This is a genomic window from Grimontia sp. AD028 (assembly GCF_000973155.1).
GTDB classification, from domain to species: domain Bacteria; phylum Pseudomonadota; class Gammaproteobacteria; order Enterobacterales; family Vibrionaceae; genus Enterovibrio; species Enterovibrio indicus.
Genome location: NZ_LASY01000036.1, coordinates 17,973 through 43,049, shown reverse-complemented (window position 1 = coordinate 43,049; position 25,077 = coordinate 17,973). Strand labels below are relative to the sequence as shown.

Annotated in this window: 23 protein-coding genes; 18 read left to right on the top strand and 5 right to left on the bottom strand. The window is 50.4% G+C overall.

The annotated features are described in order from the left end of the window. Position 1 precedes the first annotated feature (1 nt). Entirely contained in the window at positions 2–907 is a 906-nt protein-coding gene (locus RN22_RS09220) for a LysR substrate-binding domain-containing protein (protein ID WP_046304036.1), read from the bottom strand. A 100-nt stretch (positions 908–1,007) separates the two neighbouring features. On the opposite strand from RN22_RS09220, the gene RN22_RS09215 reads away from it, so the two are divergent. Next, positions 1,008–2,261, top strand: a complete 1,254-nt coding sequence (locus RN22_RS09215) for a D-amino acid dehydrogenase (protein WP_046304035.1) — start codon at positions 1,008–1,010, stop codon at positions 2,259–2,261. Between the two features lie 162 nt (positions 2,262–2,423). After that, positions 2,424–3,191 (top strand): 7-alpha-hydroxysteroid dehydrogenase, encoded by a 768-nt coding sequence (gene hdhA / locus RN22_RS09210; protein ID WP_046304034.1) that lies wholly within the window; start codon positions 2,424–2,426, stop codon positions 3,189–3,191. 107 nt (positions 3,192–3,298) lie between these two features. On the opposite strand, the gene RN22_RS09205 is transcribed toward hdhA, so the two are convergent. After that, complete coding sequence (locus RN22_RS09205; protein ID WP_046304033.1) at positions 3,299–3,832, bottom strand: SRPBCC family protein; 534 nt, start codon at positions 3,830–3,832, stop codon at positions 3,299–3,301. A 107-nt stretch (positions 3,833–3,939) separates the two neighbouring features. Then, positions 3,940–5,181 (bottom strand): polyhydroxyalkanoate depolymerase, encoded by a 1,242-nt coding sequence (locus RN22_RS09200; protein ID WP_046304032.1) that lies wholly within the window; start codon positions 5,179–5,181, stop codon positions 3,940–3,942. Positions 5,182–5,579: 398 nt separating this feature from the next. Between RN22_RS09200 and RN22_RS09195 the strand changes: the two genes are divergently transcribed. From RN22_RS09195 to yjjX, 14 genes are all read left to right on the top strand, one after another. Further along, positions 5,580–6,023 (top strand): PTS sugar transporter subunit IIA, encoded by a 444-nt coding sequence (locus tag RN22_RS09195; RefSeq protein ID WP_046304031.1) that lies wholly within the window; start codon positions 5,580–5,582, stop codon positions 6,021–6,023. A gap of 10 nt (positions 6,024–6,033) precedes the next feature. After that, complete coding sequence (locus tag RN22_RS09190; protein ID WP_002536881.1) at positions 6,034–6,297, top strand: PTS sugar transporter subunit IIB; 264 nt, start codon at positions 6,034–6,036, stop codon at positions 6,295–6,297. A gap of 14 nt (positions 6,298–6,311) precedes the next feature. Then, the gene (locus RN22_RS09185; protein ID WP_046304030.1) at positions 6,312–7,664 is read left to right on the top strand and encodes a PTS ascorbate transporter subunit IIC; all 1,353 of its coding nucleotides are present in this window, start codon (positions 6,312–6,314) and stop codon (positions 7,662–7,664) included. 51 nt (positions 7,665–7,715) lie between these two features. Beyond that, positions 7,716–8,552 (top strand): transketolase, encoded by an 837-nt coding sequence (locus tag RN22_RS09180; RefSeq protein ID WP_046304029.1) that lies wholly within the window; start codon positions 7,716–7,718, stop codon positions 8,550–8,552. Next, positions 8,549–9,487, top strand: a complete 939-nt coding sequence (locus RN22_RS09175; protein WP_046304028.1) for a transketolase family protein — start codon at positions 8,549–8,551, stop codon at positions 9,485–9,487. Before RN22_RS09180 ends, RN22_RS09175 begins: the two co-directional genes overlap by 4 nt. A gap of 175 nt (positions 9,488–9,662) precedes the next feature. Next, the gene (locus tag RN22_RS09170; protein ID WP_046304027.1) at positions 9,663–10,391 is read left to right on the top strand and encodes a GntR family transcriptional regulator; all 729 of its coding nucleotides are present in this window, start codon (positions 9,663–9,665) and stop codon (positions 10,389–10,391) included. A 133-nt stretch (positions 10,392–10,524) separates the two neighbouring features. Continuing rightward, positions 10,525–12,636 (top strand): TRAP transporter substrate-binding protein DctP, encoded by a 2,112-nt coding sequence (gene dctP, locus RN22_RS09165; protein WP_046304026.1) that lies wholly within the window; start codon positions 10,525–10,527, stop codon positions 12,634–12,636. Beyond that, the gene (locus tag RN22_RS09160) at positions 12,636–15,059 is read left to right on the top strand and encodes a PAS domain S-box protein (protein ID WP_046304025.1); all 2,424 of its coding nucleotides are present in this window, start codon (positions 12,636–12,638) and stop codon (positions 15,057–15,059) included. Before dctP ends, RN22_RS09160 begins: the two co-directional genes overlap by 1 nt. Beyond that, a complete protein-coding gene (locus RN22_RS09155; protein WP_046304024.1) occupies positions 15,059–15,442 on the top strand; it encodes a response regulator in 384 nt (127 codons plus the stop codon). Before RN22_RS09160 ends, RN22_RS09155 begins: the two co-directional genes overlap by 1 nt. Then, complete coding sequence (locus RN22_RS09150; protein WP_046304023.1) at positions 15,439–17,100, top strand: diguanylate cyclase; 1,662 nt, start codon at positions 15,439–15,441, stop codon at positions 17,098–17,100. The genes RN22_RS09155 and RN22_RS09150 overlap by 4 nt, the downstream gene beginning before the upstream one ends. Before the next feature lie 112 nt (positions 17,101–17,212). After that, complete coding sequence (locus RN22_RS09145; RefSeq protein ID WP_046304022.1) at positions 17,213–17,875, top strand: spondin domain-containing protein; 663 nt, start codon at positions 17,213–17,215, stop codon at positions 17,873–17,875. A gap of 12 nt (positions 17,876–17,887) precedes the next feature. Beyond that, positions 17,888–18,538 (top strand): spondin domain-containing protein, encoded by a 651-nt coding sequence (locus RN22_RS09140; RefSeq protein WP_046304021.1) that lies wholly within the window; start codon positions 17,888–17,890, stop codon positions 18,536–18,538. A gap of 135 nt (positions 18,539–18,673) precedes the next feature. Beyond that, positions 18,674–19,519, top strand: a complete 846-nt coding sequence (locus RN22_RS09135) for a sterol desaturase family protein (RefSeq protein ID WP_046304058.1) — start codon at positions 18,674–18,676, stop codon at positions 19,517–19,519. A 17-nt stretch (positions 19,520–19,536) separates the two neighbouring features. Then, positions 19,537–20,064, top strand: a complete 528-nt coding sequence (gene yjjX, locus RN22_RS09130) for an inosine/xanthosine triphosphatase (RefSeq protein WP_046304020.1) — start codon at positions 19,537–19,539, stop codon at positions 20,062–20,064. A 99-nt stretch (positions 20,065–20,163) separates the two neighbouring features. Here yjjX and trpR read toward each other — a convergent pair whose 3' ends face one another. Both trpR and sltY read right to left on the bottom strand, forming a co-directional pair. Then, entirely contained in the window at positions 20,164–20,457 is a 294-nt protein-coding gene (trpR, locus tag RN22_RS09125) for a trp operon repressor (RefSeq protein WP_046304019.1), read from the bottom strand. Between the two features lie 76 nt (positions 20,458–20,533). Further along, positions 20,534–22,507 (bottom strand): murein transglycosylase, encoded by a 1,974-nt coding sequence (sltY, locus tag RN22_RS09120; RefSeq protein WP_046304018.1) that lies wholly within the window; start codon positions 22,505–22,507, stop codon positions 20,534–20,536. Positions 22,508–22,857: 350 nt separating this feature from the next. On the opposite strand from sltY, the gene ettA reads away from it, so the two are divergent. Together ettA and RN22_RS09110 are read left to right on the top strand one after the other, a co-directional pair. After that, positions 22,858–24,525, top strand: coding sequence for an energy-dependent translational throttle protein EttA (gene ettA / locus RN22_RS09115; protein ID WP_002538926.1), 1,668 nt, complete (start codon positions 22,858–22,860; stop codon positions 24,523–24,525). A gap of 176 nt (positions 24,526–24,701) precedes the next feature. Then, positions 24,702–25,073, top strand: coding sequence for a PilZ domain-containing protein (locus RN22_RS09110; RefSeq protein ID WP_046304017.1), 372 nt, complete (start codon positions 24,702–24,704; stop codon positions 25,071–25,073). Positions 25,074–25,077: the final 4 nt, after the last annotated feature.

Genomic DNA, 25,077 nt, shown 5'->3' with positions numbered 1-25,077 from the left:
CCTACCCAATCATCCCCTCCAACCATTTCACAAAGCTCTCTGTGCTTTCGTCCTGCACATTGCTGATCAGGTAATACCCTGCGTTGGCTTTGATGGGCGAAAACGGTGACACCAACCTTCCCGTTGCCAGCTCATTGTCGATAAGCGCCATCCGCGCCATGGCGATGCCTACACCTGCTTCGGCGGCTGACATGGCCATATCAGTCCGGTTGAAGAAGTGGCCGCGGTCGGTGGGTACTGAAAGCTGCATTGCTTTGGCCCAGTTTCTCCACTCCAAATCTTTCTCGGCTTTTTCCCACGGCATGGCATCGTGCAGCAAAGTGACGCCTTGCCAATATTCGGATTTACCAGCATCGTTTTGCAGCCACTGGTGACGCTCCAGATATCTTGGGTTCATCACCGGCAGCAGGTATTCGTCCAGCAGAAGTTCGGTATTCGGATGTTTGAAGGTGTGTGGGCGATAGTCGATGGCAAGATCAAAGTCCCGCGTGTCGGCGTTCACCAGTGCGCCTTCGGCGAAAATTTGTACCTGAATGTCGGGGTAAACGTCGTGGAAGCTTTCGAGTTTTGGCACCAGCCATTTGAACGCAAAAGAGGGCGTGAGCTTGAGGCGGATTTCCTGTTTCTTTCCGGTGTTACGTTGCAAGCTGGCGATTTCCGCATCAATTTCTGCTAAATGGAAACTCACATTCTGGTGAAGCTGTTTACCCTTTTCGGTCAGACGAATACCACGGGAGTGACGTTCAAGCAGAGTGAAACCCAACTGCTGCTCCAGCTGCAGTAACTGTTGGCTAACCGCCCCAGTAGTCAGGTGCATGGCTTTAGCGGCACTGGTTAATGTGTTGTGCCTCCCAACTTCCGAAAAAGTATAAAGGGCACCGAGATGTTGGCTTTTGAGTGTTTGCATCTTTGCTTTTAGAAATTCTATACACAGTGATTAATTTAAATCGATTGTTAGGGTTATGTAAACAACGCAAACTCGCCCTGTCTGATTGGGGAGAATAATCATGAAAGCACTGGTATTGGGAAGTGGCGTTGTCGGTTTAATGAGCGCCTGGTATTTACAGCAGGCAGGCTACAAAGTCACTGTTGTTGATCGCCAATCTAAAGCGGGCGAAGAAACCAGTTTCGCCAATGCTGGGCAAATTTCCTATGGCTACTCCTCCCCTTGGGCGGCACCCGGTATTCCGCAAAAGGCCATTCGCTGGCTGATGGAGGAACACGCACCGCTGAAGGTGAAGCCGACGCTGGATCCACAGCTGATCAAATGGGCGACACAAATGCTGTCTAACTGTCAGCTTGATCGTTATCAGGTGAACAAGTCGCGCATGCTGGGCATTGCTAACCACAGCCGAGAGTGTCTGCTCGCGCTTCGTGACAAGCACAACATCGAATATCAAGGCCGTCAGAAAGGCACACTGCAAATCTTCCGTAATCAGAAGCAACTTGATGCGGTGGAAAAAGACATCGCCCTTCTGGAGCAAAGCGGCACCCGTTATCAGCGTATGACGGTCGAAGATTGCATCAAGCAAGAGCCGGGATTGGCATCTGTGAGCCACAAGCTGACAGGCGGTCTCTACCTGCCGGATGACGAAACGGGTGATTGCTACCTGTTCTGCCAACAAATGACTGAGCTTGCCAAAGCACACGGCGTGGAGTTTATGTTCGACACCGAAGTGAAGAGTGTGAAACGCGAAGGCACCCGCATTGTCAGCGTGGTGACGGACAAAGGCGAACTGGAAGCAGACGCTTATGTGGTCGCGATGGGCAGCTACTCGACCAAATTTATGGCAAGTCTCGGCCTGAGCATTCCTGTGTACCCGGTGAAAGGTTACTCGCTCACCGTGCCAATCACTGACGAAACGCAGGCACCGACATCAACAGTGATGGACGAAACCTACAAAGTCGCCCTGACCCGCTTTGACGATCGTATCCGCGTCGCAGGCACCGCTGAGTTGGCAGGCTTCGACCCTTCTATTCCGGAAAAGCGCAAAGCGACGATTTCCATGGTGGTAAAAGATCTGTTCCCTCACAGTGGCGATTTCGACAAAGCCGAGTTCTGGACGGGTTTCCGCCCGATGACGCCAGACGGCACGCCGCTGATTGGTAAAACACCGTTCGACAATCTGTTCACCAATACAGGTCACGGCACGCTTGGCTGGACCATGGCATGCGGCTCTGGTCATCTGCTGGCGCAAATCATCTCCAAAGAGATCACCAGTAATGTCGAGGGTCTGGATTACTTCCGCTACGCGGGATAACACACCAGATTGAGAGAAGGAGCCACAAGGCTCCTTCTTTGCTTTCTTTTCCCAAAAACTCTCCTTCCCATTTCCTCCATCCCGCTTTGTATCAAGAATAACGCGCGCGCTTCTGCCCCCCACATCTAGGCTCAATGCATCTCTTTTCAATGAGGGTTTGTCATGTCAGTCATTCAACAGTTCAGCCTTGATGGTCAAGTCGCCATTGTCACTGGCGCAGCCGCCGGGATTGGTCGCCGGATAGCAGAAGTGTTTGCTGATGCAGGCGCAGAGGTGGTGGTCAGCGATCTCGATTTGGATGCCGCTAACGAAGTCGCCTGCAATATCAATGCGACGGGCAGACATGCTATCGCCGCAGCCTGCAACGTCACCAAAGTAGAAGACAGAGCCGCTTTGGTTGAACGTGCTGTCACGACATTTGGCAAGGTGACTATCCTTGCCAACAATGCAGGCGGTGGCGGCCCAAAACCCTTCGACATGCCAATGGCAGACTTTGAGTGGGCGTATCAACTCAATGTGTTTGCCCCTTTCAGGTTGATGCAGCTTTGCGCGCCGGAAATGGAAAAAGCCGGCGGAGGCGCGGTGCTTAATATCAGTTCGATGGCTGGTGAAAATAAAAACTGGATGATGGCGTCTTATGGCTCTTCAAAAGCCGCTATCAATCACCTCACCCGCAATACCGCTTTTGATTTGGGGACCAAGGGCATTCGCGTGAATGCTATTGCGCCGGGGGCAATCCGCACTGCGGCGCTGGAGAAAGTGCTCACCCCGGATATTGAAAAAGCCATGCTGAAACACACGCCACTCGGAAGGCTTGGGAAAACCGATGATATTGCGCTGGCCGCACTGTTTCTGTGCTCGCCAGCGGCGTCTTGGGTGAGTGGTCAGGTGCTGACTGTCAGCGGTGGCGGCTCTCAGGAATTGAGTTGAAGAAGATAACCCCTCCTCGCCTCTCCCCTGAAAAGGGTGAGCCAAGACCGGTTGTGTCCTTCCCTTTAAACGGGAGAACCAAGGATGGGGTTAAATGGGAGTAAATCTTACTTTTCCATCTCTGCTTTCAGGTTGTCTAACCCCGCTTTATAGAGGCCGGTGATGGCTGAAATGGCTGTTGCATCGTTGAGGTTTTCAGGCGGATCGTTGTTCGGATAGCCACGGTAGAATCCGGCCTTCCACGTCACCACACTTTTGTCACCTTCTGCTTTCACTTTGATGGTGGACTGGTAATTGGTGACGGGCAACAGGGCTGTGTTTTCTTTGGTGATCTTGTATTTGAGCATCATGGCGTCAGGGTTGTAGCGTTTGATCTCTTCCGTCACACTTTGATCGCCCACATACACTACACGCACCGCCCCTTTCTCGGTCGGGTTTCCTGATTCCATGACCACTTTGGTCACAGGTGGCAACCAGGAAAGACTGTCGAAAGCTCCTACGGTTTTCCAAACTTTGTCAGCCGGGGCATTGATGGTGACTGACTCAGAGACTTTTAGCCTTGATGGGCCATGGGCATCGGCCGTGGAAATGCTGACAACTCCTGCCAGCATCACAATGACGGGAAGTAGTTTTCGTAACATCCGCTGTTCCTTCTCAAACCGTTTTGTTTCTTTTATAGCGACGATCATGAAGGAACAGAATCACGCCAGTGGCAAAAGTGTTTTCTCCACTGGCGTGTAAGAATGGGCTATGCCGCCTTTACCATCTTCGGATTGTACTTCTTAATAAACCCTTTGATCTTCGGCGCTATCGCCTCGCGGTAGCGGCGGCCGTTGAATATACCGTAATGGCCGACGCCTTTTTGCTCGTAATGCATTTTCTTGGATTTAGGGATGCCAGGGCAGATGTCGAGCGCAGCAGCTGTTTGACCTCGGCCGGTAATATCATCCAGCTCCCCTTCAATGGTCAGGAGTGCTGTCTTTTTAATGGCAGCAAGATTGATGGGTTTGCCGCGATAAGTCATGGTGCCGTTTGGCAGGTCATGTTCCAAAAACACCTTGCGGATGGTGTCGAGGTAGTAATGAGCAGGCAAATCCATCACCGCCAAGTATTCGTTGTAGAACTTGCGGTGCGCTTCCGCGTTATCACCATCACCTTTGACCAGATCGCCGAAAAACTTAAAGTGCTTTTGCACATGGGTATCAAGATTCATCGACATAAAACCCGAAAGCTGAACAAACCCCGGATACACCACTTGTCCTGCACCTTCGTATTGCTCGGGCACAGTACAAATCACGTTAGACTCAAACCACTCCAAGTCCTTGCCGCTGGCGTAATCATTCACTTCGGTGGGATTGATGCGGGTATCAATAGGGCCGCCCATCAAGGTCACTGTTGCAGGCGCGGCAGGATTCTTCTCGGCGGACATCAGCGCTGTCGCCACCATCAGCGGTACACTCGGCTGGCATACCGCAATGGCATGGGTGTCTGGCCCCAGAAGCTCTAAGAACTCGACCAAATAATCCACATAATCATCGAAGTGGAACTCCCCTTCTGTGAGCGGCACATCGCGGGCATTACGCCAGTCGGTGACATACACATCGTGATCCGGCAGGAAGGCATCAATGGTGCCGCGCAATAGCGTGGCAAAATGACCGGAAAGCGGCGCGACAAACAACACTTTAGGCTGATTAGGTTGCGCTTTGCTGCGGCGGAAATGCAGCAGATTACAGAAAGGCTTATTGGCAATCACATTGTATTGAATCGCAAGCTTCTCGCCGTTGATGACGGTGGTATCAAGCCCCCAAGCAGGTTCGTCGTAGCAGTCTGTCAGCCGCTCCACCAGCTCCATGGAGGCATCAAGCGTTCGGGTTACCGGAGAGGTTTTCATTGGGTTCCAGGGCGCGGCATTCACATCCCTGATAAATTTGACCCAACTGTTCAAAGGCTTGATGGCATCCATATAGGTTGCGTTGAATTGGTAAAGCATAAACCGCCCCTTAATTCTGGCTGACTACAAAGGTGGTTTCATTTTTATTAGCGATAGGTTGCCGCTTATTGATTAACCACACAATTAACATACTAGCCCAGATCGCGGCGTTAACGCTTTGGCAAACTTCTATACGGACATCGATGCAAAAATAACCCTGAATTCACATAAGCACTCACGCACATATCATCAAGTCATTCCCAATACTCGTCAGAAGATCTCACTTTAATACGAATGTGATACGAAATAAGTCGCCATTGTGACCATGAAAACACTGTGGAGATATTGCAAAAGTATCCGGCAACAGGTTAGACCTCCATCACGAAAAAGTGGTTTTCAAACCGCTACATTGCCACCTGTATAGACAACTTATTAGCTGTATAAGCATGGTGGTATGTATGCTTTCAACCTTACTCTCCGAGCACCGCATAGCGGTGGTAGATTCCGTTTCTGACTGGAAAGACGCCATTCATCAGGTGTGTGCGCCTTTAGTGAAATCCGGCGATATCGAGCCTGATTACCAGTCTGCCATTATCGACACCACTGAGTCGCTTGGCCCTTATTACGTGCTGGCACCAATGATTGCCATGCCACATGCCCGCCCGGAACAGGGCGTGAACAATAACGCGCTTTCCCTGCTCGTCGTCCGCAATGGCGTCGAGTTCCACAGTGAAGAAAACGACCCGGTGAAACTGCTGCTTCTGTTGGCTGCAAAAGACAGCGATCAGCACATCGAGCTCATCACCAAAATCTCTGAGTTCTTCTGCTCCGATGAAGACGTTTTAGCCGTCACCGAAGCGATGAACACACAAGACATCATTGAAATTATTAAAAAATATTGAGGGTAACACTATGCGTATCATGGCCGTTTGTAGCACAGGTCTGGGTTCTTCTTTCATGATCGAAATGAAAGTGAAGGAAGTTATGCGTGAGTTGGGCGTTGAGGCAGAAGTGAACCACACCGATTTGGGTTCAGTGACGCCAGACATGGCAGATGTGTTCATCTGCACCCGCGATTTGGCAGACAGCATTCATGCCGGTGACGTGATTTCTATCCCTAACATCACCGACAAGAACGCAATGAAAGAACAGCTCGTCGCTTACATGAACCGTTAATTGAGGGTTTCGCTATGCTCGACTTCATCACTGACATTCTAAGTACACCCGCGATCCTCATCGGTATCGTGGCCCTGATTGGTCTTGCTATCCAGAAAAAATCGAGCTCTGACGTGATCAAAGGCTCGATAAAAACTGTCCTTGGTTTCATCGTGATCGGCGGCGGTGCCGGCATTCTGGTGAGTGCTGTTACCCCAATGGGTGTGCTGATGGAAGAAGGCTTCAACCTTCGCGGCGTCATCCCGAACAACGAAGCGATTTACGCCACTGCAATGGCGGAATTCGGTGCAGCAACGTCCATGATCATGGCGTTCGGTATGGTGGCGAACATCTTCTTTGCCCGTTTCAGTAAGTTTAAATACATCTTCCTGACGGGCCACCACACCCTGTACATGGCATGTATGATTGCGATCATCCTGAGCGTGGCAGGCTTTAGCGGCGCGTCTCTGGTGTTCCTGGGCTCTGTGTCTCTGGGCCTTATCATGGTGCTGTTCCCGGCCATGGCACAGCCATTCATGCGTAAGATCACCGGCAGTGATGATGTGGCATTCGGTCACTTCTCTACCGTGGGTTACGTGGCTTCTGGCCTTGTCGGCAAACTGGTCGGTAAAGGCTCAAAGAGCACCGAAGAGATGAACCTGCCGAAGAACCTGGTGTTCCTGCGTGACTCATCTATCTCTATCTCGCTGACCATGGGCATCATCTACCTGATCCTCGTGATGGCAGCAGGCAGTGATTTCGTCACCGAAAACCTGAGTAACGGCCAGAACCCGATTGTTTACGCGATTCTGACGGCTATCGGCTTCGCAGCGGGTGTGTTCGTTATCCTTCAGGGTGTGCGTCTGGTACTCGCAGAGATCGTGCCGGCATTCACCGGTATCTCCCAGAAACTAGTGCCAAACGCGAAACCAGCGCTGGACTGCCCAATCGTATTCCCTTACGCACAAAACGCGGTACTGATTGGCTTCCTGTGTAGCTTCCTTGGCGGTCTGGTGAGCATGGGTGTACTGGGTGTGATGGAGCTGACGCTTATCCTTCCGGGCGTGGTCCCTCACTTCTTCACCGGCGCAACGGCAGGTGTGTTCGGTAACGCTACCGGTGGCCGTCGCGGCGCGGCAGTGGGCGCATTCATCAACGGTGTGGTCATTACTTTCCTGACCCTGTGGCTGCTGCCGGTACTGGGCGACCTGGGCTTTGCCAACACCACCTTCTCCGACTCTGACTTCGCTATCACCGGTATCTTCCTGGGCTATCTGGCGATGCTGGGCAAAGAGGCGGTCATTCTGGGTGTGGCAGCCGTTGCTGCACTGGTTCTGAGCACCAATTTCATCGGCAAGAAAACCGCCGAGACAGCAGAAAACATCTAATTTCAGCGCGGGCTGACCACCAGCCCGCCCTTCTCTTTCTCCGAGGTAACTATGCAATCTTTACTCGATCTGCGTCAGATTGAGGCCTTCAATCTGTCCATCAAAAAAGAAATGGCAAAGGCTTTACTGAACATGGGTTACGGACACTTTGGCGGTTGCCTGTCTGTCACTGAAACACTGGCTTGTCTGTACGGCCGCTACCTAAAGCACGACCCGGCCAACCCGAAAATGCAAGACCGTGATTTGTTTGTGCTGTCTAAAGGCCATGCGGGTCCGGCGCTTTACGCTACCCTGGCCCTTCGCGGCTTCTTCGATATCGAATGGCTGAAAACGATAAACGGTAACGGTACTAACCTGCCAAGCCATGCGGACATGAACAAAACGCCGGGCGTGGATATGACAACCGGCTCTCTGGGTCAGGGCATCTCATGTGCGGCGGGTATGGCGGCGGGCACCGAATCAACGGTTTACACCATCGTCGGAGACGGCGAGCTTCAGGAAGGTCAGTGCTGGGAAGCGGCGCAATTTGCCGCACACCACAAGCTGTCGAATCTGGTGGTGTTTGTCGACAACAACAAACGCCAGCTCGACGGCTACATTGATGAGATTCTGGCATCGTTCGATCTTCGCGAGAAGTTCGCTTCCTTCGGTTTCAACGCGATTGGTGTTGACGGCAAGAGCGTCGAAGCCATCTGCGCCGCGATTGAAACCGCACAGACTGAAACTAAGCGCCCAACCGCCATCATTCTCGATACCGAAAAAGGCCAGGGCATGCCAACTGTGGAAGCGATTGAAGCCAACCACCATTTGCGTTTAGACGACAGCCTGCGCGCAGCCATTGACGCTGACATTGCGATGCTGGAACAAAAAATCGAGGAGCTGAAATGAGCAAAGAACTTCGCGTTATCCATGCAGAAATGCTGATGGAACTGGCTGAGCAACACGACAATGTGATGGTGCTGGAAGCCGACCTTGCAGGCAGTGTAAGCACCAAGAAATTCGCGGACGCTTTCCCGAATCACTTCCTGAACTGTGGTATTGCCGAAGCCAATATGATTGGCGTGGCATCCGGCCTTTCAGCCGTTGGCAAAGTGCCCTTCGTTCACTCATTCGGCTGCTTCGCCACCCGTCGTTGTTACGATCAGATTTTCCTTGCAGGCGGCTACGCAGGCCAACATATCAATATCTTCGGCAGTGATGCGGGCGTTACCGCTGTCACCAATGGTGGCACCCATATGCCGTTTGAAGACACAGGCCTGATGCGCTTGGTGCCGAATGCGACTGTGATTGATGTGTCAGATGAATCGGTGCTTCGCGCAGCAATGCGTTATGCCTACGAGCACAAAGGTGTGAACTACATACGCTCCACCCGCAAAGATTTGCCGGCGATTTATGGCTCAGAAGATGAGATTGAGATCGGTAAGGGCAATCTTTTGAAAGAGGGTACGGATCTCACCCTCATCGCGGCGGGTATCTGTGTGCATGACGCGCTGGAAGCGGCAGAGCAAATCGAAGCTAACACAGGTAAAACTGTTGCGGTTATCGACATGCACACCATCAAACCGCTGGATACCGAGCTTTTGATTGCAGAGGCGCGCAAGACAGGCCGTGTGGTAACGATTGAAAACCACAATGTGATTGGTGGTCTGGGTGATGCGGTAGCTTCTGAGTTGCTGTCTGGCGGCGTTGCACTGCAAAGTTTCCATAAGCTTGGCGTGCAGGAGCAATACGGTCAGGTGGGCTCACTCGATTTTCTGAAAGATGCATACGGCATCAGCGCCGAACGCATTGCGGATTTCTGCACCACCTTATTAAGCGCCTAGCCCTCAACTGTCGCACTACGCAAGCGACAGTTTGTATTCACCTTGCGATAACATAAACTAAGCGGCGGATCAGGGATCCGCCGTTTTTAGATCTGCAAACAAAGGTCAACAGACCCTAGCAACACTCAATAACATTGCAGTCAGTCGGCTAATAAATAACGAATAAAGAGACGCTATGACGTTAAAAGTGACAGGGAAGCAACAGGAAGTCATCGACTTCATTGAGCGCAAAATTGCGAGCGCCAACCTTTCCCCCGGCGACAAATTGGATACCGAAGCAGGTATCGCTAAACATCTTGGTATTACGCGCGTAACCGTGCGTGAAGCTACACGCTATCTGGTCGAGCAAGGCATGGTTTACCGCGTGAAAGGTTCCGGCCTTTATGTGGGTACTGGCCAAGCTGCGCCGAGCGGCAACTTCCATGCGCTTTCCCCTTTTGATGAGCAGGCGCAGAAAGCGGGACAAAGCGCGGTTCGACGTGTCATTTCCAGCGCGATCATCGAAGTGCCGAATGTACAAATCGCTCATGCCCTTCGCATCAAACCCAACGAAAAAGTTTATTACATCGAGCGTTTGATGAGCTTTGGCAACATGCCAGTGTCTTTTGAGCAAACCCATATCCCGGTCGCCGTTTGCGATGGCTTTGAATTCAACCAGATAGAACACTCAAAATACGGGTACATGGAGCAGATGACAGGCAAGAAAGTACAGACCCGCGAACAGGATATTTCCGCCTTTAATCTGCGGGATTCAGAGCTGGCAGAGCTTCTCAATGTCGATGAAGGACAAGCCATGATCGAGCTTCGCGAAGTGGTCTCTTTTGATGATGGCACCCCCTTCGAGTACACCATCGCCACGATTAACAGTGATTTGTTTAATATTCATCAAGTTACACAACGTTAGCGCTTACTTCTCCACTAGCCCTGTCTGAGGGCTGGTTTACCGCACTACGTTCATCACCCTCCCACTGGAAAAACACCTGTCTCATTCCTAATCTTTTATAAGACATAAAAGTCTTGTTCAGGCGGGGAAAACAATGAGATACATCTTCATACTCACTGCGTTGTTGATGTTATTGAATGGCTGCGACAGTCGGAACTCATCCAAAACAGATCACATGGAGGAAACACCGACTCAGTACCTAAAACTCGTTGTTTCAAGCCATGAGGGTAGTGCAAGCTCAGAAGCTGCTCAGTACTTTGCATCTTTGGTGAAAGAAAAATCTAAAGGTGAACTGACTGTCTCTACGTCGTTTAAGACGGACAACGCCAGCGAACGGGAGTTGATTGCTTCCGTCCAAAATGGCGATGTGGACTTTGCAGTTATTTCCAGCTCCAAGATATCTTACCTTTCCCCTGCACTTGAGCTGTTTGATTTACCCTTTTTCTTTGCCAACCAACAGCAGGTCAAGCAAGTTTACAGCAGTCCCACAGGCAGGCAGTTACTCAGTAAACTCAACAAAGATGACATTCATGGAGTGGCATTCTGGGACGGAGGCTTCAAGCACCTTGTCACCACATTCCCTTTGGAAAGTGCCTCTCAATTTAATGGGCGTCGTTTCCGTGTCCCAGAAAGTACAACCATACGCCAGCAATTCGCCACGTGGCGCAGTCTAGCCATTCCCGTGTCCGATGAAATGCTCACTCAAGCCTTTGCGAATGGCGACTTGGACGGTGAAGAGATCACACTCAGCCAGTTATCAGCTCGCAGGATGACCGGACAAAATATTTACCTCACCCATCACGGCCACCAAACCCTGACACTAATTATGTCGCTGAAAACCAAAGCAAAACTCACTCAGTTCCAAAAAGAGACCATCGAAAGCGCCGCCAATATTGCCACATCTTTCCAGTACGAAATCGCACGTAGAAAAGACAACATTGCGTTGGCAAACCTAAAAGAAGAAGGAATCACCCGCAAGCCAGCGACACCGTTATTGGATTGGATGAAGCAAGCTTCTTCGGGCGTTATGGAACAAAAAAGGATGTATATCGGCACTGCAATCATTGAACAGGTACTTCAAGGAAAAGAGAACTGGAGCCACCTTCACCCCGACAAACTCATCGTTGCGCTAGATGCCGATATGATCGGTGGTTCGGCGATTTCAGGTTTATCTATTCGCCGTGGCATTGAGCTTGCTCTGGATGAAATAAACCAAAATGGTGGAGTGTTAGGTAAAGAGGTGAAGCTGGTTGTCAGAAACAACTCCATGGTGCCCTCGCGGGGCCTGGATAACATCAAAGTCTTCGCAACGTTGCCAAATCTTCTCGCGGTGTTTAGTGGTATCAGTAGCCCTGTCGTACTGGCAGAGCTGGAATTACTCCATAAACACAGAATTCTCATGCTCGCTCCCTGGGCGGCAGCCACACCGATTGTCAGTAATGGTCAATCACCCAACTTCGTTTTCCGAGTCTCAGTCAGGGATGAATATGCTGCCCAGTTTTTGCTCGATGGTGCTCTGGGTGTTTCTGAAAAAGTCGGCTTCCTGCTGGTCAATAATGGCTGGGGAAGAAGCAATTTTGAAGGACTGACAAAGGAAATGGAAAAACGTTCGCTTGCTCCCGTTCACATGGAGTGGTTTGACTGGGGCGAGAAAAACATGGAAAACAAAGTTAAAAATCTCGTCCAAAAAGGCGTTGAATCCATCATTTTTGTCGGTAATTCTGTGGAAGGTGAAAAATTTGTCAGTCACTTAGCCAAGCACCCAAACCCACCGATTGTATTTTCACATTGGGGGATCACTGGTTCAGAGTTCGCCCACCGCTCTAAGCAAGCGCTCAAAGCCGTCGATCTTCGGGTCCTGCAAACCTTCACTTTCGTAGAAAACGACACTCCCGCTGCCAAAGTGTTGACGCAGAAATATCATCAACGTTATGGCACCAGAGATGAGTCTGATATCTATGCCCCATCTGGCACCGCACATGCCTATGACCTGATGCACATGCTCGCTATTGCTGCAGAGAAAGCTGGTTCAGCCGACATGTCCGCTATCCAGAAAGAGCTCACTAAACTGGAGCGATACGATGGGTTGATGAAGCAATATCTCTCTCCTTTCGGTCGGGGCATGCAAGACGCGCTGACCGCTGAGGATTATCTGTTTGCTTTCTATAAGGACGGGAGCCTTTACCCCCTTAAGAGTGATCGCTAATGGCATCAAAAACCAGTATTGCCACACGCTTTTCCAGACATCTGCTTTTACTGCTGGTTTCTTTCCTACTTGTCATCGTGGGCGCCACTACGATCATGGAAATGTTTCGTGTCGAGCGACAACTACAAAGCAAGCTCCATTCAGAAGCTTTCAATACGCTAAACCTACTTGATCTAGAACTGAAGACCCAGCAGCGGGCGGTTTCTCGTACAGCGCAAAGCCAGCTTTCCATTAATAGCCTAATTAATATTGGCAGCGGACAATATTACTTCCACCACGCGTTGGAAGATCTCACGCTATATACCGCCATCGAAGACGCGTTGCTTTTTGACTATGTCGGGAATGCACTCGATGAGAGAGAAGAAGATGTTAGATGGTATAGCCCTAAGCTAGTGACAGAAACGCTGACCTCAGGTCGTGGACACGTCAAATTCATCAACGGAAGCTTCTATATTATCGAGCCCATTAGTTATTACTACGCCGTTCAGGGCGGCATCATTGCAAAAATTAATCTGGACAAACTCACTGAGGGCGCGCTGGCAAACCTTAGCCATAACTATGCTCTCAAGATCCATCAAAAGTGGGGATATACAGAAGGTAACCTCGATTCTCTGGGTATCCGAGTATCAATGCAGCCTACTCAAAACATGTTAATCAGCAACTTCGACATATCCGTCACGATGAATAAGCCTTATATTTCCATGCTTGGAGAGGTTACCCCCTGGCTGACGAATTTCAGTATCCTGGCGCTCATCGCCATGATACCTCTAGTAATCATTACCCGTCGTCTCGGAAAAAGAATGGCCACCCCCATTGTTGCACTTTCTAACGAAGTTAAAGCAGGAACATATCCGATTACCACCTCTGCCTCTGATGAAGAACTGAGTACCCTCGCTGAAGCTTTTAACCATACCACTCGGGAAATTAAACGGATCAACGAGCTCAGTATTCAGGAAGAAAGGCAGTCCGGGCAAAGTCAATTATTGGCCATTGTCGACACCGTAATCGATGCCATCATCACCATTGATTCAAAAGGTCATATTGCAACCTTCAACCCGGCGGCTGAGGGGCTGTTTGGTTACCGAGCAGAAGAAGTCATCGGTCACAAGGTCAACATGCTGATGCCGCAAGAATTCGCCAGCCAGCACGACACTTATGTTAACAATTACCTGTCAGGCAAACGTGCAAAAGTTATTGGCGTGGGGCGTGAAGTGACAGCCAAACGTAAAGATGGCAGCACCTTCCCCGCCGAGCTTTCTGTCAGTGAAATGCAGATATCAGGGCATAAGATGTTTACAGGTATCATTCGAGACATCACCTCTAGAAAGAGAGATGAGGCCTTAAAAAGCGAATTTGTTGCCACGGTGAGCCATGAGCTTCGCACCCCACTCACCTCCATTCGGGGTGCGCTTGGTCTGATCCTCGGCAAGTTCACCGATGAGCTTCCGCCCAAAACCCAAAAAATGCTGACACTTGCGCTCCGAAACTGTGAACGCCTGACTCTGCTTATTAATGATATTCTGGATATCGAAAAGCTAGAGTCCGATCAAATGGTGTATAGCTTCCACCGAAATAACCTCTACAGCATCATCACCCGCTCATTAGAAGACAACGAAGGATATGCACGCCAACACAAGGTCTCGTTATCGTTTCATGCCGACATTGAAAATGCCTATATCAATGCCGATTCGACAAGGCTTCAGCAGGTGATGGCGAACCTGCTTTCCAATGCCATTAAATACTCCAGCGCCGGAAGTACCGTGACCGTTTCTCTCGCCCTACAAGGCAAAGCCTATCGGGTAGAAGTGACAGATACCGGTGCAGGTATTCCCACTGAGTTTCATCAGCAGCTCTTCGAGCGTTTTTCCCAGGCAGACAGCTCTGATACCCGCCAAGTCGGAGGGACTGGCCTCGGGCTTGCGATTACCAAATCCATCATTGAAGCCCATAAAGGGTATATCGATTTTTTCTCCACACTTGGAGAGGGTTCGACCTTCTTCTTCACCCTTCCTAAAGACAGTGCACAACCAAACAATCAACGACTCCAAAGCAGCAGACTTTCTGCCTTTCAAATGCTGTTTGTGGGATCGGATGATCAGCTAGTTGGCGATCTCAGGAACCAGTTCTACCCCGAGTGCGAAATATCAACGGCAGAATCGGTATCGCGAGCCAATCTGGCGTTAGGCCAACAGCCCTTTGAGCTCGCGTTAGTGGAATTCCCCTTCCTGGAGTCTCTGGATAAACTGATGGATCAACTCAGTCGCCGCCATATCCCTGTTGTTCTACTCACCCACGGGGAACAGGATGTGCCCGATCTCGGTATCGTGATCGCCGCACACAGTATTGATACTCTGAACATCAACAGTCTTAAATCTGAACTGCGTCTTATACTTAAGAAAACATTTCCCAGAGAGACAATGTAATGGATAGGCCAATTACTGTGCTTTACGTTGAAGATGATGAGGATATTCGCGATGTAGCGGAACTCGCATTGGAAGGTGACGACTTTGTCCTTTTGTCATGTGAGTGTGGCGATGTGGCGCTCGAAAAAGCCGCGTTATCAAGCCCTGACCTTCTGTTGTTAGATGTCATGATGCCCGATATGGATGGCCCTACGACGCTAAGACATCTCAGGGAAATGCCACATTTGGAAAGGACGCCAGCCATTTTTATGACTGCCAAGGTACAACCTTCGGAAATAAAGTCCTATCACGAGTGTGGTGCTATAGGCGTTATCAGTAAACCGTTTGACCCAATGCTACTGGCAGACGAAATCAAAAAAATAATGGAAAGGCGCAGTGTATGAGACCTTCTCAAGTCAAAAAGTTTCAGGAGCAACAAACCAAGTTCGCCAGCAGCGTCTCTAAACGCACGAAGCGTATTAAAACGCTGTGGAATAAAATCCAAACGCAGAAAACCGCTGATTTTTGCGAGCTGGAAGAATTGGTCATGGAAGCGCATAAACTTGCCGGCACAGCCACTACGTTGGGCTTTGTCGATCTTGGAGAATGCGGCCGTGATATTGAAGTATTACTGAAACCACACATTGAGAATCAAACGCTGCCCATCGGTGATGAAGATATAGAACGCCTGATTTCAGGCATTGACGATATCGCCAAAATCGAACCCAAACGCCCTGATGATTTAACATACGGTGAAGTGACCTTACTTCACGAGCAAGACCGCACCAAGCAACTGGTTTACGTAGTTGCAGAAAAACCTGAAGATGCCACCGAAATGGTCGAACAACTTCAGTATATCGATTACGAAGTAGCAATGTTTGCAACAGCTGCCGAACTTAAAGTTGCTCTCGATCAAGAGTCACCTTCGGTGCTGATTGTTGACCTTGATGACTTTAAACTCCTCGACGAAATCACCAAAGTCTGGCGTAAAAACAGTGGGATCCCTTTGGTCGTGCTGAGTGCAACTGAATGCTGGGAAAGTCGCCTACATGCCGCCAAAGCTGGTGCGTTTACCTTCTTCCATAAACCTGTCGAATACGATGATATTCTCGGCCTGCTCGATTCGCTGTGGGAAACGCACAATGCTCAATATCGCGTATTGATCGTCGAAGATGATCGTACCCTCGCGGAACATTATTCCATTGTGCTTCAAGGCGCCGGGATGAAAACCAGCATTGTAGACAGCCCCGTTCACTTGCTTGATGAGCTGGGTGAGTTTCATCCGGATCTGGTGTTGATGGATCTTTACATGCCCAGTTGCTCAGGGGTGGAAGCGGCGAGCGTGATCCGTCAGCATGCCGCGCACACCAATGTCCCTATCGTGTACCTTTCCGGTGAAACAGACTTGAAGCTTCAGATGAAAGCGTTGCAGGTCGGTGCCGATGATTTTCTGACTAAGCCAATTAACGACTTACACCTGACACAGGCCGTCTCCATTCGTGCCCGCCGTTTCCGTGCACTCAGTGCCATGATGGACAGGGACAGCCTGACCGGATTGCTCAATCACTCCAACCTGAAAATGGCGCTGGAACGAGAGCTTTCCCGCGCCAGACGTCATAAATCTCCCGTCAGTTTTGTGATGATTGATATCGACCACTTCAAATCCATCAACGACAAATACGGCCACCCTGTCGGTGATAAAGTGATAAAAGGGGTGGCTCGCCTGCTCAATTACCGCTTCCGTAAGACTGATACCAGCGCCCGCTATGGTGGTGAAGAATTCGCACTGATCCTGCCCGATACGCCCGCAGATATCGCCCTGAGGCTGATTGATGAATTCCGTAGCACCTTTGCTAAAACGCCATTCTCAAACGGGCCTGAAAACTTCACCGCGACCTTAAGCGCGGGGATCGCCACTTTTCCAGAGTTCGATTCCATTGAAGGCATCATCGAAGCGGCCGACTCTTCACTCTATCTGGCAAAAGAGCGAGGGAGAAACCGTGTCGTCACCCACGTTGAGCTTGGGGAGAGTGATGACCCTCAGGAGAAAAACACCGCGTAACACCCTGATATTAATTCACTAGGCCTTTGCGAGAGTTTTGAGAGAAATTCGCGAAGGCTTCGCCATTTTTTCGCGCCATGCTTGGAATAATCCAACGTACAGGGAGCGAAAAATGAAAACCTTACTTCTCAGCATGGCAATGGGCGCAGCATTCACCGCGCAGGCCGCCAACGTCGATGTTAAAATCACCAATGCCACCGATGGTATTTATTTCACCCCACTGATCGTTGCTGCTCACAGCCCGGACGCGTATCTGTTCCGAACCGGCGAAGAAGCATCTGCTGATGTTGAAGCCATGGCAGAAGGTGGCGATATTTCTGGTCTGGTTGCACTGGCTGCAGGCGTGGGCGCTGATGTACAGGCCAACCCGGCAGAAGGCATTCTGGACCCAGGCGCATCAACTTCCACCACGCTTTATGCAAATCATGGCGATGTGCTTTCTATCGCTGCGATGTTGCTACCTTCTAACGATGCATTTATCGGTGTAGACAGCTGGAAAATCCCAAAGAAAAAAGGCACCTATGTCATCAAAGCCAACGGCTATGACGCAGGTACAGAAGCCAATGATGAGCTGGCTGGCAGTGTTCCTACGCCACCTTTCATCACTTTCGGTGAGGGCGGCACGGGCGTAGATACCGAAGTAGCAAACAGCACAGTTCACATTCACCCGGGCAACCTTGGTGATACTGATGCGACAGGTGGTCTAAGCGACTTTGACAGCACCAAACACCGTTGGCTCAACCCAGTTGCCATCATCACCGTCACCGTTTATTAAGGAGGGCGCAGTATGTATCGCTTTGCTCTCATTGGCGCAGCAGCGCTGGCACTGGCTGGGTGTCAATACACGGTCACCGTAGAAAACCTGACGGATGCGCAACCTATGTCTCCGGTCGCGCTGCTGACCCACAGCAAAACCAACACGCTGTTTGAAGTTGGCCAACCGGTTTCTGTTGCACTGGAAAAACTGGCGGAAGGTGGTGATAACAGCGATGTTCTTGCTTATGAAGAACTTCGCCACGTGGAAGATGCTCTCTCTGGCGCATCGCCGCTTCCTCCGGGCGCATCAGAAAGCTTCACTGTACAACTGAACCGCAAGAAGACACGTTACCTTTCTGTGGCATCTATGCTGGTCAATACTAATGATGCCATCGTGGCCGAGTCTGATATCGACCTACGTAAATTGCGTCCAGGTCAAAGCATCACCATCACATTGCCAGTGTGGGATGCCGGCACAGAAGCTAACTCGGAAACCCAAGGCACCATTCCTGGGCCCGCTGCAGGTGGAGAAGGCTTCAATGCTGCACGCGATGATGTAGACCGTCTGCGCATTCACCCTGGCGTGCTATCCGCTGATGACGGATTGGAAGATTCAGCATTGAATTACCGTCACCGGTTTCTGAACCCAGGCGCGAAAGTCACCATTAAACGGGTTTGGTGATTCGTCCCCACCAAAGTACAAACGGGCACTGTTAAAAGTGCCCGTTTTTCTTTCCCGTCACGTATCTATACCCAAACCGAAGATGTTTTGGGATGTGTTAAGCTGTTCGAAAGGATTATTCATGCGGGAGTGTCAGTGCTGAGTTTTATCGAATCACAGGAAAGTGTTTTCCGTTTGCTGACTTTTTTTTCCATTTTTAGCGTCATGGCAGCTGCAGAGTGGCTGTTCCCAAAGCGAATTCTGACGGTCAGCAAAGCGAAACGATGGCTGAATAACGTTGCCCTCATGATGCTTAACACAGCGGTGCTACGCGCTATTTTTCCTCTCGCCGCGGCGGGTTTTGCCGCTTGGTGTACCCTTGAGGGGGTCGGTTTGTTCAATGTGTTTGACTCACCACTTTGGCTGTCAGTGATCCTTAGCATTGTCCTTCTCGACGGTATCATCTGGTTCCAGCACAAACTCTTTCACACCGTTCCTTTACTTTGGCGTTTGCACGCAGTTCATCATGCCGATCGGGATTTGGATGTTACATCCGGCGCCCGCTTTCATCCGATTGAAATTCTGCTTTCCATGCTGATCAAGTTTGCTGCCATTGCGCTGTTAGGCGTGCCTGTCGTCGCAGTGATTTTGTTTGAAGTGATACTCAGCGGTATGGCGCTGTTTAATCACAGTAACGTGGCCATTCCCTTGTCGATAGACCGCTGGCTGCGCAAAGTGGTGGTGACGCCGGATATGCACCGCGTGCATCACTCTATTCACCGCTACGAAAGTGATTCGAACTTCGGCTTTAATCTTGCTATCTGGGACCGGCTGTTCAACACTTACCGCGCGCAACCCGAAGAGGGTCATTACGGCATGACCATCGGCATTAAAAGCCAACGGGAAGAGAAACATGTGGTGTGGTTAACAGGTCTACTCGCCTTGCCATTTCGCTTATTTAAACGCGCACCAGAGAACAAACAGCATAATAATTCCCTCTGATTCAGGACTGGATGCCCATGACTAAAGTGATCGTCACTTCGCTTAACCCTGCCAAAATTGCGGCTGTTGAAGCTGCCTTCAAAGAAGTATTTCCTAACAATGACATGACGTTTGAAGGTGTGTCTGTTGCCAGCGGTGTACCGGATCAACCCATGACCAGCGAGGAAACGCTGGCAGGTGCCAGAAACCGCGTCCATAACGCCAAAAAGGTGGTTGATGGTAATTTCTATGTGGGCGTGGAAGCTGGGCTTGACGCCCCTTACACCTTTGCCTGGATGGTGGTGGAGTCTGCCAATCGTATCGGCGAATCACGCTCAGCATCCGTGCCTTTGCCACCCGCCGCACTCCAAATGTTAGAAGAAGGCAAAGAGCTGGGCGATGTGATGGATGAAATGTTCAATGAGCAAAACGTGAAGCAGAAAGGCGGAGCGATTGGCATGCTGACCGGGCATCTGCTGACAAGAAGCTCGGTCTATCATCAGGCGCTGATCCTTGCCTTAATTCCGTTTATAAATCCGGAGTTGTTTCCGACGGAAGAGCATTGAAAATATCTAGGGTCCTAGGTCCTAGGCCCTCATACGACATTGAATAAAAAAAGCGGCACTGCTAATAGACAGTTGCCGCACTTTTTCTTTTCCTGATCTTTACTTATCTAAGAGTTCAAGCAACCACTGCTTTTGCGCATCATCCAGTTGCTTCAATTCGTTAGAGCCACGGGTGATGGTAGCAATGCCTACGCCAAGCATCTGACTGAGTTGTCGCTGGCTCACCTCACCTTTCAACAACTCGTTGAGAATATTGACCCGGGAAATCAGCGCGCTGCGCTCGTCGGGCGTCAGCAACATCTTCAAGAGTTTAGCTTCGTCCCCGTTGTCACTTGCTCTGTGGATCAAATCCAGCACATCTTGCCAGTCAGAATATTCCGGCGTCGCTTTCATGGTCACCTCGTAGAAATCGGTACTAATAACGCCGTCATTATACTCCAAGTCTCTCTGTTTCTTAGACAATCATGACTCAATAGCGACGATTAGACTCACTTTCTGTCAGGAACTGTAGTGGTTGACCCAGTAACTTACGGTAGTAGATGTCGTACATCAGCACGTTCTGCACGTAACCTCGCGTCTCCCGGAAAGGAATGGCTTCGATAAACGCAATGGCATCCAGATTGCCGTCTGATTTCGCCAACCAGCGAGTGGCACGGTGAGGACCAGCGTTGTAACCGGCAAGCGCCAGGATGCGGTTTTCATCAAACTGATCAAGCAACATGCGAAGGTACCCACTGCCTAAACGGATATTGATACCCGGATCGTTCAGCGTGCTCTTGCCCAGATAGCGGAAACCCAGCTTCTTCGACGTTTCCTTCGCCGTCGCTGGCATGAGCTGCATTAAACCACGTGCGCCAACAGGCGATACCGCGCGGGTGTAGAAGGCACTCTCCTGACGTGATAAAGCCAGCAAAGTCGTCAGTGGAAGTTCACGCTCTTTACTGAAGAATTCAAACCACCAGCGATGCGCCACTGGAAAGCGGTATTCCAGATGCCCCCAGAGTTTTCCGGCGATCGTTGCCTGCACAGAGAGGTGATACCACTTTTGGTCCGAGGCATACGCAGCAAGGTTGGCTTTCTGATCCCTGTCTGCATTGCGGAGGATGTATTGCCATTCGCGTTTCGCAGCGGTGATTTTATCCAACGTCAGCAACTCATCGACGCGCTTTAAGGCTTTGTTGAAAGGCGCGAGTGCTCCCGGATTAAGCTTCGTGGTTTGGTAAGGGATATCAATCGGTTTGCCCAATTCGTCTGCGGCCGCAACACTGTAGAAGTTACGCTCCCCAATCATGGATTCAAAAATCGCGTTGGCTTCGGCTGTCTTACCTCTTTCTTTCAGCACGCGTGCCCGCCAGTATTTCCACTTCAGCGTGTCGCGCTCCTTTTCAGACATCACATCAATCCAGCGGCCAACGTCTTTCCAATCCGCTTCCACTATGCTCATGCGCACACGGCGCTCCAGAAGCGACTGATTCACTGACTGCTTAAGCTGCTTATCACGCCAAGCGGCAAGGGATGCATCTTCCGTCGACATCAAACGACCAGCAAGATAGTCCGCCATCTCCTGACGTTCATGCTTGTCGTAATGCTGACCTTCAACCGTGCGTTTGAACTGTTTCACTGCTTCTTCAGAATCACTGCGCGCAAGGCGCTCAAAGGCTATGCGGGTCAGGTGTCGGTTAAACGTGGTGACTTTGCTTTTTTTGGAGAAATCCGCCACGCCTTGAGGCTTGTTATAAAGCGCCAGGACTTCTTTGGCCTGACGTTTGGCGTGAGTAGTCGTTAGTTGCTTCTGAAGATAGGTCATCAACGACTTGTTGCGGTTATCAAATGCCAACAACATGCGCTCAAGCACCAGGTTATCCGTCAGCTTGCCATTAGCTTCAAGGTAATCAAACAGCTTGTCGCACGCCCTATCGACAGAGGATCCGGACAGGTACAAGGATTTTGCACCAGACAAAGCCAGTGCTTTGTCGCCAGCCTTGCTGTGTGCATAGTAGTAGTTACATTGATAACTCTCGCCGCGCGGCACAGTCTGCTGAAAAGCCACCAGCTGCGACCACTTACCTTGTGAGGCCAATGCACTGAGGTGGCGCGCCCGAACAGTGCCAGTGAAAGGCAGATCTTCATATTTTTTAAGAAATGCATTCACTTCATTGGTGCTGGCACCATTGATATCACGCATAAAATCGCGATAGTCGAGATAAGGATAAAGCGGATAATCCTTCACGTTTGATTTGAGGCGCGAAAACGTCGCCATGTCGTTGCGCTCAATCGCAGCAATGGCTTTTTCGTAACGGGTACGTTGCTCGTCGATCGTGAGTGCGTTGGCAGGCAAAACGCTGCCAAGCAGGAGCGCCATGCCAAGAGGCGCTACGAGATTAAATCTATCCACTGACTTATTATACGCTTTTGTAATTATTGATTTTTTACTTAGTAGCATTCAGATGCTTCTCCCTGGCGCACTTAGCTTAAAGCTTATACCCAATCCATCGAATAAGATGGAAAATCAGGTTCGTTGCACCTTCTTCTATATATCAAACTCCCTGACCTCCCGCCGCAAAGAAACTGTTACTGAAAACGACAAACGGGAGCTCGGACACGTGAGACGGAAGCATGCCTCTCTTTCTTTTGTTTTTCCCAACAACAAATGGTTCCAAAAACTATACTCTGACCAGCTCAAAGTCTGACCTTAAAGCGGTTTGAGACTTGGGGCCTGTTACAATACTTCAACGAAGCAGGTAGAATATCCGGCTAATCATTTCCATTTAGTGACAAGAGAACGCGAGCAGAATGGCTGAGTACGTTTATACCATGTCGCGCGTTGGCAAAATCGTGCCACCGAAGCGTCAGATCCTGAAAGACATCTCTCTGTGCTTTTTCCCGGGTGCCAAAATCGGCGTATTGGGTCTAAACGGCGCAGGTAAATCCACCCTTCTACGCATCATGGCGGGTATCGATACCGATATCGAAGGTGAAGCGCGTGCACAACCTGGCATCAAAGTGGGTTACCTGCCTCAGGAACCAAAGCTGGATGAAGACAAAACGGTTCGTGAAACTGTGGAAGAAGCGGTTTCTGACGTGGTTGATGCCCTGTCTCGTCTTGATGCTGTTTACGCCGCTTATGCAGAACCAGATGCAGATTTCGACGCGCTGGCAAAAGAGCAAGGCGAATTGGAAGCACTGATCCAGGCAAAAGACGGTCACAATCTTGATAACGCCCTTGAGCGCGCTGCGGATGCACTGCGTCTGCCAGAGTGGGATGCGAAAATTAAGCATCTGTCTGGTGGTGAGCGCCGCCGTGTTGCTATCTGTCGTCTGTTGCTTGAGCGCCCAGATATGCTGCTGCTCGACGAACCAACGAACCACCTGGACGCAGAATCTGTGGGCTGGCTGGAACGCTTCCTGGTTGATTACAACGGTACTGTTGTGGCTATCACGCACGACCGTTACTTCCTAGATAACGCAGCGGGCTGGATTCTGGAACTTGACCGTGGTGAAGGTATTCCATGGGAAGGTAACTACACCTCTTGGCTGGAGCAAAAAGACGCGCGTCTGCAACAAGAAGCGTCATCTGAAAAAGCCCGTCAGAAGACCATCGAGAAAGAACTTGAGTGGGTTCGCCAGAATCCTAAAGGTCGTCAGGCAAAATCTAAAGCACGTATGGCGCGCTTTGAAGAGCTGAACACCACTGACTACCAACGTCGCAATGAGACCAACGAGCTGTTCATCCCACCGGGTCCACGCCTGGGTGACAAGGTTATCGAAGTGAATAACCTGACCAAGTCATTCGGTGACCGCGTTCTGATCGACGATTTGTCGTTCAGCGTGCCTAAAGGTGCGATTGTGGGCATCATCGGTGCCAACGGTGCAGGTAAATCTACTCTGTTCAAGATGCTGAGCGGCACCGAGCAGCCAGACAGCGGTTCTGTAGAAATGGGTGAAACCGTACAACTGGCGTCTGTTGATCAGTTCCGTGACAGCATGGACGACAACAACACGGTTTATCAGGAAATCTCTGAAGGTGCAGAAATCATCCGCATCAATAACTTCGAGATCCCTGCACGTGCTTACTGTTCGCGCTTCAACTTCAAAGGCAGCGATCAGCAAAAACGTATCGGTGACTTGTCAGGTGGTGAGCGTAACCGTGTTCACCTTGCGAAACTGCTAAAAGCAGGCGGCAACGTACTGCTTCTCGACGAACCAACCAACGACCTGGACGTAGAAACCCTGCGTGCACTGGAAGAAGCGCTGCTTGAGTTCCCTGGCTGTGCCATGGTTATCTCGCACGACCGTTGGTTCCTTGACCGTATCGCGACGCACATCCTGGATTACCGTGATGAAGGTCAGGTGAACTTCTTCGAAGGTAACTACGCAGAATACAGCGAGTGGCTGAAACAAACGCTGGGCGCAGCGGCAGCACAACCACACCGCATCAAATACAAGCGCGTGACCAAGTAATCACCGCTTGATAGAGAAAGGGTCACGTCATGTGGCCCTTTTTTATGCGCAAAATCTACCCGTTATTTATTGATTCATTTATAAGACGCGCAGAACATCACGGAGACGAAACGTCGAAGTAGAGATATAACGCCGACTCTCCTACACTTGGTGTAAAAGGAATTGAGGACTTTTAGATGGCAGAACGTCGTAAATTTTCCCGCGTGGTGTACCGCACCCCTGCTACCATCACGCAAAATGGAAAAAGCTGGGAATCCAAAGTACTGGATCTGTCACTGAAAGGGGCATTGCTGGCAACGCCAGAAGATTGGGAAGCCGGTAATGAAGCAGACTATGATGTTCGCTTCTGCCTCCAGGATACTGACATTGAGTTAGACATGGATCTGAAACTGGTCCAGGAAACCAATGAGTACCTGCGCTTTCAAATCGACCATATTGATATCGACAGCGCCAGCCATCTTAAACGTCTGGTGGAATTGAACGTCGGTAACGATGATTTGCTTCATCGTGAATTAGCACAACTGACAGATCTGAAAGATACCGTATAATCAC

Bases quoted from the DNA above. Each gene is read 5' to 3' on its own strand.
- RN22_RS09140 (WP_046304021.1), top strand. From the start codon at position 17,888: ATGTATCGCTTTGCTCTCATTGGCGCAGCAGCGCTGGCACTGGCTGGG.
- RN22_RS09185 (WP_046304030.1), top strand. From the start codon at position 6,312: ATGCTCGACTTCATCACTGACATTCTAAGTACACCCGCGATCCTCATC.
- hdhA (WP_046304034.1), top strand. From the start codon at position 2,424: ATGTCAGTCATTCAACAGTTCAGCCTTGATGGTCAAGTCGCCATTGTC.
- RN22_RS09195 (WP_046304031.1), top strand. From the start codon at position 5,580: ATGCTTTCAACCTTACTCTCCGAGCACCGCATAGCGGTGGTAGATTCC.
- RN22_RS09155 (WP_046304024.1), top strand. From the start codon at position 15,059: ATGGATAGGCCAATTACTGTGCTTTACGTTGAAGATGATGAGGATATT.
- RN22_RS09150 (WP_046304023.1), top strand. From the start codon at position 15,439: ATGAGACCTTCTCAAGTCAAAAAGTTTCAGGAGCAACAAACCAAGTTC.
- RN22_RS09220 (WP_046304036.1), bottom strand. From the start codon at position 907: ATGCAAACACTCAAAAGCCAACATCTCGGTGCCCTTTATACTTTTTCG.
- RN22_RS09190 (WP_002536881.1), top strand. From the start codon at position 6,034: ATGCGTATCATGGCCGTTTGTAGCACAGGTCTGGGTTCTTCTTTCATG.
- RN22_RS09145 (WP_046304022.1), top strand. From the start codon at position 17,213: ATGAAAACCTTACTTCTCAGCATGGCAATGGGCGCAGCATTCACCGCG.
- trpR (WP_046304019.1), bottom strand. From the start codon at position 20,457: ATGAAAGCGACGCCGGAATATTCTGACTGGCAAGATGTGCTGGATTTG.
- RN22_RS09180 (WP_046304029.1), top strand. From the start codon at position 7,716: ATGCAATCTTTACTCGATCTGCGTCAGATTGAGGCCTTCAATCTGTCC.
- RN22_RS09215 (WP_046304035.1), top strand. From the start codon at position 1,008: ATGAAAGCACTGGTATTGGGAAGTGGCGTTGTCGGTTTAATGAGCGCC.
- sltY (WP_046304018.1), bottom strand. From the start codon at position 22,507: ATGCTACTAAGTAAAAAATCAATAATTACAAAAGCGTATAATAAGTCA.
- ettA (WP_002538926.1), top strand. From the start codon at position 22,858: ATGGCTGAGTACGTTTATACCATGTCGCGCGTTGGCAAAATCGTGCCA.
- RN22_RS09160 (WP_046304025.1), top strand. From the start codon at position 12,636: ATGGCATCAAAAACCAGTATTGCCACACGCTTTTCCAGACATCTGCTT.
- RN22_RS09175 (WP_046304028.1), top strand. From the start codon at position 8,549: ATGAGCAAAGAACTTCGCGTTATCCATGCAGAAATGCTGATGGAACTG.
- RN22_RS09170 (WP_046304027.1), top strand. From the start codon at position 9,663: ATGACGTTAAAAGTGACAGGGAAGCAACAGGAAGTCATCGACTTCATT.
- RN22_RS09205 (WP_046304033.1), bottom strand. From the start codon at position 3,832: ATGTTACGAAAACTACTTCCCGTCATTGTGATGCTGGCAGGAGTTGTC.
- RN22_RS09110 (WP_046304017.1), top strand. From the start codon at position 24,702: ATGGCAGAACGTCGTAAATTTTCCCGCGTGGTGTACCGCACCCCTGCT.
- RN22_RS09200 (WP_046304032.1), bottom strand. From the start codon at position 5,181: ATGCTTTACCAATTCAACGCAACCTATATGGATGCCATCAAGCCTTTG.
- dctP (WP_046304026.1), top strand. From the start codon at position 10,525: ATGAGATACATCTTCATACTCACTGCGTTGTTGATGTTATTGAATGGC.
- yjjX (WP_046304020.1), top strand. From the start codon at position 19,537: ATGACTAAAGTGATCGTCACTTCGCTTAACCCTGCCAAAATTGCGGCT.